The sequence below is a fragment of the Mycobacterium sp. genome (assembly GCF_035506235.1).
Lineage (GTDB): Bacteria > Actinomycetota > Actinomycetes > Mycobacteriales > Mycobacteriaceae > Mycobacterium.
Window position 1 is genome coordinate 1 of record NZ_DATJPU010000002.1, and the last position, 12,036, is coordinate 12,036.

A 12,036-nucleotide genomic window follows, 5' to 3' on the forward strand; every position below is an offset into this window, starting at 1 on the left:
CGAGCGCATCTCGTCGGACACCACGACCGACCCGGTGCTGGCGTGGCTGTACGTGCTCGACGCCTGGGAGGGGGGCCTGCCGTCGGCGCGCTACCTCGGCGTGATGGCCGACGCCGCCGAAATTGCCGGTGCTCCAGAGGATTACGTGCACGACCTGCGCAACCGGCCGGCCAGCAACATCGGCCCGGGGACCAGCACCTAAGTCCTCGTTCGCGCGGGAGAACAGTTAGAACAGGGCCGCCTGCTCGACAATGTTGACCATCACGCGCAGCCCGATCGCCAGGGCCCGCTCGTCGAGATCGAAAGTCGGCTGGTGCAGGTCCAGCTGGGGCCCCTCGCCCGACCACACGCCCAGTCGCGCCATCGCGCCGGGGATCTCCTCCAGATACCAGGAGAAGTCCTCGCCGCCGCCGGACTGCCGGGTGTCGGCCAGCGCATCGGGGCCGACTGCTTCGATGGCGTGGGTGAGGATGCGCGTCGAGACGTCCTCGTTGACCACCGGCGGCACCCCGCGCCGATATTGCAAGGTGTGTTCGATCGCCAGCGGGGACAGCAGCGCGGTCACGGTCTCGCGGATGATGTCCTGCAGGGCGACCCAGGTCTGGCGGCTCGCGGTGCGCACGGTGCCGGCCAACACGCCCGTCTGCGGGATCGCGTTGGGCGCCACGCCGGCGTTGACGGCGCCCCACACCAGCACCGTCCCGTTGCGGGGGTCGATGCGCCGGGACAGCACCCCGGGCAGCCCGGTGATCAGCGTGCCCAGCCCGTAGACCAGGTCGGCGGTCAGGTGCGGCCGCGAGGTGTGCCCGCCCGGCGAATACAGCGTGATCTCCAGCTGGTCGGCCGCCGAGGTGATCGGGCCCTGCCGGACCGCGATCTTGCCGACCTCCAGCCGGGGATCGCAGTGCAGCGCGAAAATCCGCGACACCCCGGACAGCGCCCCGGCGGCGATCGCGTCGATCGCCCCGCCCGGCATCAGCTCCTCGGCGGCCTGGAAGATCAACCGCGCCCCGACCGGCAGCTCCGGCACGGACGCCAGCGCCAGGGCCGTGCCCAGCAGGATGGCGGTGTGCGCGTCGTGCCCGCAGGCGTGGGCGACGTTCGGCATCGTCGAGGTGTACGGGGCGCCGGTCCGTTCGGCCATCGGCAGGGCGTCCATGTCGGCCCGCAGCGCGATCCTCGGCTCATGCTCGGGCCCCATGTCGCAGATCAGCCCGGTCCCGCCGGGCAGCACCTTCGGGTTCAGCCCCGCGTCGGCCAGTCGTTCGGCGACGAACTGGGTGGTCGCGTACTCCTGCCGGCCCAATTCCGGATAGCGGTGGATGTGCCGACGCCACGAGACCAGGTCGTCGTGGTGGGCGGCCAACCACGACTCGGCGCTGTCGACGAGGCTCATGCCCGCGCCCCGTTTCCTCGGAGCTCCTGCGCGGCCAGCACCCGGTCGCGTTCGCCGGGGGTCTGGGCGAGCTGAACGACGGTGCGCGCCAACATGATCGCGCCGTCGACCACAGCGCGGTCGGCGCTGGGACCGGCGGCGGCCGCGGCGAAGGCGCGTTGGTGCACCGTGGCACCGCCGGCGTCGATGCCGATCACCGGATGGATCCCGGGCAGCACCTGCGTCACGTTGCCCATGTCGGTGCTGCCCATCGGCAGCCCGGTCTCGAATTCGGCGGCCACCGGCTCGCGGCCGAGCCGGCGCATCTCTTCCCGAAAGACGTCGGCGAGCCAGGGATCGGGGTTGAGCTCCGCGTAGGGCGGCGCGGGGCTGTCGATCTCGTACTCGCAGCCCGCGGCCAGCGCGCCCGCGGCGAAGCACGCGTACATCCGGCCCTCCAGCTGTCGCAGCGATTCGGAGTCGAGCGCCCGCATCGCATACTGCAGCGTCGTGTGCCCGGGGATGACGTTGACGGCCTGCCCGCCGTTGGTGACGATCCCGTGCACCAGTTGCCCCGGGGCCAACTGCTGACGCAGCAGCCCGACGGCGACCTGCGCGACGGTCAGCGCGTCGGCGGCGTTGAGCCCGAGGAACGGCGCGACGGCGGCGTGCGACTCCTTGCCCCGGTAGTCCACGGTCACTTCCGACAACGCCAGCGAGCGGGCCGCGGCGATGTCGGTCGGCCCGGGATGGACCATCACCGCCACCGCGACGTCGTCGAACGTCCCGGCCTCGAGCAGCAGCGCCTTGCCGCCGCCGGCCTCCTCGGCGGGAGTGCCCAGCAGCGCCACCCGCAGGCCCAGGTCGTCGGCCACCTCGGCCAGCGCCAGCGCGGCGCCCACAGCCGACGCGGCGATGATGTTGTGGCCGCAGGCATGCCCGATCTCCGGCAGCGCGTCGTACTCCGCGCACACCCCGACGACCAGCGGTCCGCTGCCGAAGTCGGCGCGGAAGGCGGTGTCCAGGCCGCCCGCCCGTGCGGTGATCTCGAAACCGCGCTCGGCGACCAGGGCCTGGGCCTTGGCGCAGCTGCGATGTTCGGCGAACGCCAGCTCGGGCTCGGCGTGGATGGCGTGGGACAACTCGACGAGGTCGGCGCCACGTCGCCGCACGACATCCTCGACGCTGTCCAACGGGGCTGTGGGCACTCTCGCAGTATCCCACCGCCGAGATCCGGCCCTGTAACCCGAAGCCGTGCCCGTACGCCCAGCGCCAGGCCTGATTGCCCGGCTAGGCTCGCCCAGTGTGAGCGCGCCCGCGTCCGATCCCGACGACCTCGCGCGGCGGGCTGCGCGGGCCATCGCCGAGCGCACCGGGGTCGACGAGCACGACGTCGCCATCGTCCTCGGGTCGGGGTGGCGGCCGGCCGTGACGGCGCTGGGCTCCCCGACCGCCGCGCTGCCCCAGGCCGAGCTGCCGGGATTCGCGCCACCGACCGCCGTCGGGCACACCGGCGAGCTGTTGTCGATGCGCATAGGCGCGCACCGGGTGCTGGTGCTGGTCGGTCGCGTGCATGCCTACGAGGGGCTCGACCTGTGCCACGTCGTGCACCCGGTGCGGGCGGCCTGCGCGGCGGGCGTGCGCGTCGTCGTGCTGACCAACGCGGCCGGCGGGCTGCGCCCGGACATGGCGACCGGCCAGCCGGTGCTGATCAGCGACCACCTGAATCTGACGGGCCGCTCGCCGCTGGTCGGCCCCCGCTTCGTCGACCTGACCGATGCCTACGCACCGCGGCTGCGCGAGCTGGCCCGCCAGGCCGACCCGGCCCTGACCGAGGGCGTCTACGCCGGCCTGCCCGGACCGCACTACGAAACCCCCGCGGAGGTCCGGATGCTGCAGACGCTGGGCGCCGACCTGGTCGGCATGTCGACGGTGCACGAGACGATCGCGGCCCGGGAGGCCGGCGTCGAGGTGCTGGGGGTGTCGCTGGTGACCAACCTGGCCGCGGGGATCAGCGGTGAACCGCTCAGCCACGCCGAGGTGCTGGCCGCCGGGGCCGCGTCGGCGAGCCGGATGGGCGCCCTGCTGGCCGACGTCGTCGCGCGGTTGTAGCGACATGACACCGGCCCGCCCACTCAGGTTCGGCACCGCGGGGTTGCGCGGTCCGGTGCGCGACGGGCCCGACGCCATGAACGCCGCGGTGGTCTCGCGCGCGACGTGGGCGGTGGCGCGCGTGCTCACCGAACGTGGCCTGGCCGGCTCGCCGGTGATCGTCGGCCGCGACGCCCGGCACGGGTCGGCGCTGTTCGCCACGGTGACCGCCGAAGTGCTTGCCGCCCAGGGCTTTTCGGTGCTCCTCTTCCCCGGCCCGGTGCCCACCCCGGTGGTCGCGTTCGCGGTGCGCCACACCGGCGCCGCCGCCGGGGTGCAGATCACGGCGTCGCACAACCCGCCGGGCGACAACGGCTACAAGGTGTACTTCGAGGGCGGCGCACAGATCGTCTCCCCCACCGACCGCCAGATCGAAGCCGCGATGGCCGCCGCTCCCCCGGCCGACGAGATCGCCCGCGAGTCCGTCGCACCCGCGCACACCGACCTGGTCGAGCGTTACCTCGAACGTGCGGCCGCGGTGCGCCGCGGCGCCGGTTCGGTGCGGGTGGCGCTGACACCCCTGCACGGGGTCGGTGGCGCGGTGGCCGTGGAGACCCTGCGGCGCGCGGGATTCCACGAGGTGCACGTCGTCGGGGCGCAGTTCGCACCCGACCCCGACTTTCCGACCGTCGCCTTACCCAACCCCGAGGAGCCCGGCGCCAGCGACGCCCTGCTCACCCTGGCCGCCGAGACGACGGCCGACGTCGCGATCGCGCTGGATCCCGACGCCGACCGGTGCGCGGTCGGTATCCTCGCGACGCCGGGCTGGCGAATGCTGTCCGGCGACGAAACCGGTTGGCTGCTGGGCGATTACATCCTGTCTAGCGAAACCGATGCCGCAACCGCGGTCGTGGCCAGCACCGTGGTGTCGTCGCGGATGCTGGCGGCGATCGCCGCGCAGTACGGTGCGACGCACGTCGAGACCCTCACCGGCTTCAAGTGGCTGGCGCGCGCCGACGCGAACACGCCGGGCAAAACGCTGGTGTACGCCTACGAGGAGGCGATCGGCCACTGCGTGGACCCGGATGCCGTGCGCGACAAGGACGGCATCAGCGCCGCGGTGCTGGTGTGCGATCTGGTGGCCGCGCTGAAGGAGCAGGGTCGTTCGGTGCCCGACCTGCTCGACGACCTCGCTCGGCGCCACGGCGTGCACGACGACGCGGCGGTGTCGCGCAGCGTCGCCGACGCCGACGAGGCCGCCGAACTGATGCGGCGGCTGCGCGCGGCCCCGCCGGGCCGGGTGGCCGGCTTCCCCGTCACCGTCACCGACATCGCCGACGCGCTGATCTTCACCGGCGGCGACGGGGAGACGTCGGCCCGGGTGGTGGTGCGGCCGTCGGGCACCGAGCCGAAGCTGAAGTGCTACATCGAGATTCGCTGCGCGCCGGCCGACGACGTGGCATCGGCCCGGGGGCGGGCCCGGGCGCTGCGTGACGAGATCGCCTCGGACGTGCGCGGCTGGTGATTCAGCGGGGCCCGTACTGGCGGTCGCCCGCATCGCCGAGGCCGGGCACGATATAGGCGATCTCATTGAGCCCGTCGTCGACGGCCACGGTCAAAAGCCGCGCGTCCGGCGCCGATTTCTCAAGTGCCGCAATGCCTTCCGGCGCTGCCACCGCGCACAACACGGTGATGTCCGATGCGCCGCGGGGCTGCAGCAGCCCGATCGTGTGCGTCAGGGACCCGCCGGTGGCCAGCATCGGATCGAGGACCATCACCGGCAGGCCGGTCAAATCGTCCGGCAGCGACTCCATGTACCCGCTCGGCAGGTGGGTCTCCTCATCGCGGGCCACGCCGACGAATCCCACCCGGGCCTCGGGTAACAGCGCGAGCGCCTGCTCCACCATGCCCAGCCCGGCGCGCAACACGGGCACCAGCAGCGGCGGGCTGGCCAGCCTGACGCCGAGCGTCTCGGCCAGCGGTGTGTGGATCGGAAAGGTTTCGCGCGCGGCATCCCGCGTGGCCTCGTAAATCAACATGGCGGTCAGGTCGCGCAAGGCGGCGCGGAAGTGGGCGTTGTCGGTGCGTTTGTCGCGCAACGTGGTCAGCCGGGCCGCCGCCAGCGGGTGATCGACGACGCGCACCTCCATGGCGTTCGACCCTATATAACGATTGCGACCGGCAACGCAGACACGCTCGTGCCGGCACCGTCCGGCCGGATCCGCTCGTATACTCCCGTGGTGCGCCGTCGGAGAGGGTTGGTGGACAAGGCATATCGTGCGCTCCGGTTGGCCGGCGCGGCCGCGCTGACGGCCCTGGCCGTCATCCCCACGGCGCCCCGGGTGGGGCTCGCGGCGGGCGCGCTGCCGCAGCCCGCGCACGTGATCATCGTGGTGGAAGAGAACCGCTCGGCAACCCACATCATCGGCAACACGTCGGCGCCCTTCCTCAACGCGCTGGCCGCGGGCGGCGCCAACATGGCCCAGTCGTTCGCCGAGACGCACCCCAGCGAGCCGAACTACCTCGCCCTGTTCGCCGGCAGCACGCTCGGAGTCACCAACGACTCGTGCCCGGTCAACGGCGGCGCCGCCCCCAACCTGGCCTCCGAACTGCTGACGGCCGGCTACACCTTCGTCGGCTACGCCGAAGGCCTGCCCGCCCCGGGCTCGACGGTGTGCAGCGCGGGCAAGTACGCGCGCAAGCACGTTCCGTGGGCCAACTTCACCAACGTGCCGGCGGCCGGCTCGCTGCCGTTCTCGGCCTTCCCGATGGGCAACTACGCGAGCCTGCCGACGGTGTCGTTCGTCATTCCCAACAACGACGACAACATGCACGACGGCTCCATCGCGCAGGGCGACGCCTGGCTGAGCCGCGAGCTGTCGGGGTACGCCAACTGGGCGGTGGCCAACAACAGCCTCCTCATCGTGACGTGGGACGAGGACGACGGTGGCCCGCGCAACCAGATCCCGACGATCATCTACGGCGGGCACGTGCAGCCCGGCACCTACAACGAGCAGATCAACCACTACAGCGTGCTTTCCACGCTGGAGCAGATGTACGGGCTGCCCAAGATCGGTTACGCCGCCGGCGCCGCGCCGATCGCCACCATCTGGGCCGCCTGACCCGGGCGCCCTCGCCGCCCGTCGCTATTCTGTGCCGCATGGCTGCTGACCTCGTGCCCATCCGCCTGAGCCTGTCCGCCGGCGACCGCTACACCGTGTGGGCGCCGCGCTGGCGCGACGCCGGCGACGAGTGGGAGGCGTTTCTGGGCAAGGACGAGGACCTGTACGCGTTCGAGACCGTCGCCGACCTCGTCGCGTTCGTGCGCACCAACGACGACAACGACCTGGTGGACCACCCGGCGTGGAAGGACCTGACGTCGGCGCACGCGCACGGCTTCGAACCCGCCGACGACAAGCAGTTCGATCTGGTCGCCGTCGAGGAGCTGGTGTCGGAGAAGCCGAGCGAGGAGTCGGTGACGGCGCTGGCGGGCACGCTGGCGATCGTGTCGTCCATCGGATCGGTGTGCGAGCTGCCGGCGGTGGCGAAGTTCTTCAACGGCAACCCCACCCTGGGCACGGTGGCCGGCGGAATCGACACCTTCACCGGCAAGGCGGGTCAAAGGCGCTGGAATTCGATCGCCGAGGTCATCGCGCGCAGCTGGGACGACGTGCTCAGCGCGATCGACGAGATCGTCAGCACCCCCGAGGTCGACGACGAATATGCGGCCAAGGCCGCCGAGGAATTGGCCGAGCGGCCAGAAGAACCGGACGTCGAAGAGGCCGGCGAAGAGGCCGGCGAAGAGGCCACGGTGGAGGCGGCCGCCGACTCCGCGGAAGACGAAGACGAGGCCGAGGAGCCCGAAGACGAAGCCGACGAAGAGGACGAAGCCGACGAGGAGGAGAGCCGCGCCGCCGGCGACACCGTCGTGCTGGGCGGCGACAAGGACTTCTGGGTCCAGGTGGGCATCGACCCGATTCGCATCATCACCGGTTCCGGCACGTTCTACACGCTGCGCTGCTACCTGGACGACCGCCCGATCTTCCTCGGCCGCAACGGCCGGATCAGCGTGTTCAGCTCCGAGCGGGCGCTGGCGCGTTACCTCGCCGACGAACACGACCACGACCTGTCCGATCTGAGCACCTACGACGACATCCGCACCGCCGCGACCGACGGCTCGCTGTCGGTCGACGTCACCGACGACAACGTCTACGTGCTCAGCGGGCTGGCCGACGACTTCGCCGACGGGCCGGACGCGGTGGATCGCGACCAGCTCGACCTGGCCGTCGAGCTGCTGCGCGACGTCGGCGACTACTCGGAGGATCCCGCGGTGGACAAGGCGCTCGACACCGGCCGGCCCCTGGGCAAGCTGGTGGGCTCCGTGCTGGAGCCGGAATCGGTCGCCAAGCCCGCACCGCCGTACGCCGCGGCGGTCCGCGAGTGGGAGAAGCTGGAGCAATTCGTCGAGGGGCGGCTCAGGCGCGAATAGGGCGCGAATGGCCCGCCGCGTTTGACGGGCCACCGAGTGTCCTCTTTACTGGCGCAGGTGTCACTTCCCGGCATCGGCCCGCTGCCCCTGTACGGGTTCCAGCGTCCGGTCCTGCTGCTCTTCGCTCTGGTCCCACTGGCGCTGCTCGCCGTCTACGTCCTGGTGCAGGCCCGGCGCCGGCGCCGCCTGCGCCGGTTCACCGAGGCCGAGGTGCCCCAATCGTGGTGGCGGCACCTGCCGATCGCGGTGTCGCTGCTGTCCCTGCTGCTGTTGACCGTCGCCCTGGCCACGCCCACGCACGACATGCGCATCCCGCGCAACCGCGCCTGCGTCGTGCTGGTCATGGACGTATCGAACTCCATGCGGGCGACCGACGTCGAGCCCAACCGGCTCAAGGCCGCCGAGCAGGCGGCCGGTCAGTTCGCCGGCCAGCTGACGCCCGGCATCAATCTCGGGCTGGTCGCGTTTGCCGGGACGCCCTACCTGCTGGTGCCCCCGACCCCGCAGCACCAGGCGACCCTCGATGCGCTGACAAAGCTTCAGTTCGCCGACAGCACCGCGACCGGCGAGGCCATCTTCACCGCGCTGCACGCGGTCGGGGCCACGGCCGTCGCGGGCGGGGACACTCCACCGCCGGCCCGCATCGTGCTGCTGTCGGACGGCGGCGAGAACAAGCCGACCGATCCCAGCGACCCGCACGACGGCGCGTACACCGCCGCGCGGCTGGCCAAGGATCAGGGCGTGCCCATTTCGACGATCTCGTTCGGCACGAAAGGCGGCGAGATCGAGATGGACGGGCAACGCGTCGCCGTGCCGGTCTCGACGGACCAGATGAAAAAGATTGCCCAGCTATCGGGTGGGCAGTCTTACACCGCCAGCAACATCGCCGAGCTCAACAAGAGCTACAACGCCATCGAAAAGGACATCGGATATCGCACGGTGCCGGGTCCCGGGAGCGCGGGATGGCTGCGCCTGGGCGTCGTCGTCGCCCTGATCGCCACCGTGCTGGCCCTGCTGATCAACCGGCGATTGCCGACCTGATCGGTTAGGACGGACTCACGCGGGCAGCCTGCTGTTGAGGGCGAGACCGGCCAGGATGGCCCCGGCCAGGACCACCGCACCCAGCAGCATCCAGGCGAGGCTGGCGTCGCCCTTCACGGTCTCGTAGCCGATCTGGCGCTGCAGCGTGGAATACACCTGGTTGAGCGACTCCAGGCTGTCGGCGTGGAACGCCTGGCCGTCGGTGATCTTGCAGATTTCCTGCAGCGTCTGGTCGTCCACCGGCACCGGAATGGTGGCGCCCTGGTAGTCAACGGTGCCGTAGGGCGTGCCGAACGAGATGGTCGAGATCTGCACTCCCTGGTCCTTGGCGGCCCGGGCCGCGGTGAACGCGCCCTGCGGGGCGTTCGGATCCAGCGGCACGTTCTCGGCGCCGTCGGACTCCAGCACGATGCGCGCGGGTGGCGGCCCTTCCCCGCCCCCCATCACCGAGCCGACCGTGGCGATCGCCTGCAGCGCCGTCAAAATGCCCTCTCCCGTCGCGGTTTTCGGCATCGGCTTGAGGCTGTCGATCGCCGACTTCACGGCCTCGCGGTTCGTCGTCGGGGCGACCAGCAGCGACGCGTTGGCCGCGAACTCCACCAGCCCCAGGTTGATGGCCGGGGTCAGCTCGTCGGCGAACCTCTTGCCGGCGATCTGCGCCGCGGCGAGCCGGTTCGGAGCGACGTCGTCGGACGCCATGGATTCCGAGACGTCGATGACCAGCATGACCACCGCACGATTGAGCGGAATCCGGATGTCGGACGTCGGTCCGGCCATGGCGGTGGTCAGCAGCACCAGCGACGTGGCCAGCAGGATCGTCGGCACGTGCCGCCACCGGCCGGAGCGCAGGGGCGCTACGCGCTCCAGCACCTCCATGTTGGCGAACCGCAGCACCCGGCGCCGGCGCGCGTACTGCAGCGCGACATAGGCGCCCATCAGCAGCAGCACCGCCAGCAGCAAGAGGAAGAACCAGGCGTTCTGGAAGCCGGTCAGCGACACCGGACCCAGCAGCGGCAGCTTCATGTCCAGCCACACTATTCGTCAAACGTCGGCCCTGCATGCGGCCCGGCCGTCCCCGCTCAGCCGGCGACCAGATCCCGGCGCTGGGTGAACTTGATGTCCAGGCTGCGCAGGTGGGTCTGCACCGGGCGGGCCATCGGCATCGCGCCTTGACGCGGCCGGGCGCCGGTGGGACAACTGGCGGTGTGACCCGCATCGTCGACTCGGACCAGCACCTCTACGAGAGCCGTTCGCTCTGGGCCGACCACATCGACCCGGCGGCGCGCGACGACGCGCTGAGCCTGGTCGACGACGAACTCGGCTACACCTGGCTGAGCTGGCGCGGCGCCCCCCTCGCGCTGGCCGACGTCCACCTTCCCGGCAACACCGCGTCGTGCGGGGAGCACCGCAACCGCCGACGGGCCGGCGAGCCCGCCTCCTATCGGTACGACGAGGCACTGCCCGCCGCCTACTGGGAGCCCGCATCCCGGCTTCGCTGGCTCGACGAGGCGCGACTCGACGAGGCGGTCCTGTTCCCCAACTTCGGCCTGCTCTGGGAGCGCCGCCTGTCTCCGTCGGTTCCAGCGATGACCGCCAACATGACGGCGTGGAACCGCTGGTGCGCGGTCGTGCGGGCCGAAGGCGGCGGGCGACTGCACCCGGTGGCGCATGTGACGTTGCGCGACCCGGGATGGCTCGAGACCGAGCTGGATGCGCTGGCGGCCGCCGGCGTCACGCTGGCGATGATCGGCGCCGGGCCGGTGGACGGCCGGGCGCTGTCGCACCCCGAGCATGACCGGATCTGGTCCGCATTCGTCGACCGCGCCGTCACGCCGATGTTCCACGTCGCCGATCAGGTGCGGGTGTTCGACGATTGCTGGTATCAGGACGACCCGGTGGGCGATCTGGTGCCCGCCACCGAGGCGGTGTTCCTCTGGGTGCCGCCGGCCTTGGCGTTGTCCGACCTGATCCTGCACGGCGTCTTCGACCGCCATCCACGGCTGCGCTTCGGCGTGGTCGAGCTCAGCTCCGCCTGGGTGCCGCAGTTTCTGCTGATGCTGGACGGCGCGTCCGCCTTCACCGCCCAGCTCAACGGCAAGCCGGTGACCACGCTGTCGCGGCGACCGAGCGAGTACTTCCTCGACCGCGTCCGGGTGTCCTCCTTCTCGTATGAGAACCCCAAGCAGCTCGCCACGATGAGCGGCGACGTGTTCATGTTCTGCAGCGACTATCCCCACTCCGAGGGCACCGCGACGCCTCTGGACGACTATCGGCGGATGGGCTGTCAGGAGCGGGACATGCCGGGGCTCTTTCACGACAACGTCGACTCGTTGCTCAACCCGGCCTTCTAACGGGCCTCAGGGCCGGCTCTCATCCCGCTCCGAGCTACGCCTGCGACGGTGATTCGACCGGGGGCCGTAGATGAGGTCGTGACCATGAGGAACGTCGCCCTGCCCGCCGTGATCGGCGTTCTCGTCGCCGCCGGATCGGTGGTGGCCGCGCCCGCGGCGAGAGCCGACATCGACTTTTACTGCAGGCCGGGCTGCTGGGGCGCGATCGCGGCGTCGGACTCGACCGGAGAAGAAGCGATCCGGCTCAACTATCGGACCAGAAACCAGGCGGAGGACGCGGCCGTCCTGTGGTGCGACGTCATCGGCAAGACGAACGACTGCCAGGTGCTCACGTCGGGGCTGGGCTGTCTCTCGATCGCGGAGAGTAGCGACGGGAAGTCGTTTGCGGCACGAGTCGCGCCCTTCCTCGACGCGGCCGACGCGGCGGCCCTGGACGCCGCGGGACCGGGGTCGCAGATCGGCCTGCACGACTGCAACGGCTGACGCCGCCGCGACGCGCTCGCGCCGTCAGAGGCGACCTTGCGCCATGACCGCTCACACCGTGGAAGCCGGGGCGAGAGAGATTGTTTGGGGGCGCAAGGGGTTACAAGCCCGTCCGTTCAGGGAACCCCTGTCGAAGATGGCGCCCGCCCGGGCGCCGCGAAGACAGGAGCTACAAATGATCGGATCAATCATCCTCGCGATTATCG

The 12,036-nt window shown here is 71.0% G+C and carries 12 protein-coding genes; 8 read left to right on the forward strand and 4 right to left on the reverse strand.

From position 1 onward, the window contains the following. A partial coding sequence (locus VMD50_RS00325; protein WP_325423708.1) for a gamma-glutamylcyclotransferase occupies nt 1–202 on the forward strand: 202 nt, incomplete at its 5' end. A gap of 24 nt (nt 203–226) precedes the next feature. Here VMD50_RS00325 and VMD50_RS00330 read toward each other — a convergent pair. Further along, the gene (locus tag VMD50_RS00330; protein WP_325423710.1) at nt 227–1,396 is read right to left on the reverse strand and encodes a M20 family metallopeptidase; all 1,170 of its coding nucleotides are present in this window, start codon (nt 1,394–1,396) and stop codon (nt 227–229) included. Beyond that, nucleotides 1,393–2,583, reverse strand: a complete 1,191-nt coding sequence (locus tag VMD50_RS00335; protein WP_325423712.1) for an amidohydrolase — start codon at nt 2,581–2,583, stop codon at nt 1,393–1,395. The genes VMD50_RS00330 and VMD50_RS00335 overlap by 4 nt, the downstream gene beginning before the upstream one ends. 97 nt (nt 2,584–2,680) lie before the next feature. Between VMD50_RS00335 and VMD50_RS00340 the strand changes: the two genes are divergently transcribed. Both VMD50_RS00340 and VMD50_RS00345 read left to right on the forward strand, forming a co-directional pair. Beyond that, nucleotides 2,681–3,487: a purine-nucleoside phosphorylase gene (locus VMD50_RS00340; RefSeq protein WP_325423714.1), complete on the forward strand. Its 807-nt coding sequence runs from the start codon at nt 2,681–2,683 to the stop codon at nt 3,485–3,487. Further along, nucleotides 3,393–4,991, forward strand: coding sequence for a phospho-sugar mutase (locus VMD50_RS00345; protein WP_414685960.1), 1,599 nt, complete (start codon nt 3,393–3,395; stop codon nt 4,989–4,991). Before VMD50_RS00340 ends, VMD50_RS00345 begins: the two co-directional genes overlap by 95 nt. Before the next feature lies 1 nt (nt 4,992). Here the strand turns inward: VMD50_RS00345 and upp are convergent, their stop codons facing one another. After that, nucleotides 4,993–5,616: a uracil phosphoribosyltransferase gene (gene upp, locus VMD50_RS00350; RefSeq protein ID WP_325423716.1), complete on the reverse strand. Its 624-nt coding sequence runs from the start codon at nt 5,614–5,616 to the stop codon at nt 4,993–4,995. 90 nt (nt 5,617–5,706) lie between these two features. Between upp and VMD50_RS00355 the strand changes: the two genes are divergently transcribed. Genes VMD50_RS00355 through VMD50_RS00365 form a run of 3 tightly spaced genes read left to right on the forward strand, consistent with a single transcriptional unit; the run spans nt 5,707 to nt 8,996 of the window. Next, nucleotides 5,707–6,588 carry an alkaline phosphatase family protein gene (locus VMD50_RS00355; protein ID WP_475446267.1) on the forward strand — a complete coding sequence of 294 codons (882 nt, stop codon included), beginning with the start codon at nt 5,707–5,709 and terminating at the stop codon, nt 6,586–6,588. A gap of 38 nt (nt 6,589–6,626) precedes the next feature. After that, nucleotides 6,627–7,955 (forward strand): protein export chaperone SatS, encoded by a 1,329-nt coding sequence (gene satS / locus VMD50_RS00360; protein ID WP_325423718.1) that lies wholly within the window; start codon nt 6,627–6,629, stop codon nt 7,953–7,955. 57 nt (nt 7,956–8,012) lie between these two features. Continuing rightward, nucleotides 8,013–8,996 carry a VWA domain-containing protein gene (locus tag VMD50_RS00365; protein ID WP_325423720.1) on the forward strand — a complete coding sequence of 328 codons (984 nt, stop codon included), beginning with the start codon at nt 8,013–8,015 and terminating at the stop codon, nt 8,994–8,996. Nucleotides 8,997–9,011: 15 nt separating this feature from the next. On the opposite strand, the gene VMD50_RS00370 is transcribed toward VMD50_RS00365, so the two are convergent. Then, complete coding sequence (locus VMD50_RS00370; RefSeq protein ID WP_325423722.1) at nt 9,012–10,019, reverse strand: VWA domain-containing protein; 1,008 nt, start codon at nt 10,017–10,019, stop codon at nt 9,012–9,014. Between the two features lie 182 nt (nt 10,020–10,201). On the opposite strand from VMD50_RS00370, the gene VMD50_RS00375 reads away from it, so the two are divergent. Continuing rightward, on the forward strand, nt 10,202–11,347 hold the full coding sequence (locus VMD50_RS00375) for an amidohydrolase family protein (RefSeq protein ID WP_325423724.1): 1,146 nt from the start codon (nt 10,202–10,204) through the stop codon (nt 11,345–11,347). Between the two features lie 84 nt (nt 11,348–11,431). Beyond that, nucleotides 11,432–11,830 carry a DUF4189 domain-containing protein gene (locus VMD50_RS00380; protein WP_325423726.1) on the forward strand — a complete coding sequence of 133 codons (399 nt, stop codon included), beginning with the start codon at nt 11,432–11,434 and terminating at the stop codon, nt 11,828–11,830. Nucleotides 11,831–12,036: the final 206 nt, after the last annotated feature.

Excerpts from the sequence above, each read along its gene's own strand:
- VMD50_RS00380 (WP_325423726.1), top strand. The coding sequence starts at position 11,432 with ATGAGGAACGTCGCCCTGCCCGCCGTGATCGGCGTTCTCGTCGCCGCC.
- VMD50_RS00330 (WP_325423710.1), bottom strand. The coding sequence starts at position 1,396 with ATGAGCCTCGTCGACAGCGCCGAGTCGTGGTTGGCCGCCCACCACGAC.
- satS (WP_325423718.1), top strand. The coding sequence starts at position 6,627 with ATGGCTGCTGACCTCGTGCCCATCCGCCTGAGCCTGTCCGCCGGCGAC.
- upp (WP_325423716.1), bottom strand. The coding sequence starts at position 5,616 with ATGGAGGTGCGCGTCGTCGATCACCCGCTGGCGGCGGCCCGGCTGACC.
- VMD50_RS00370 (WP_325423722.1), bottom strand. The coding sequence starts at position 10,019 with ATGAAGCTGCCGCTGCTGGGTCCGGTGTCGCTGACCGGCTTCCAGAAC.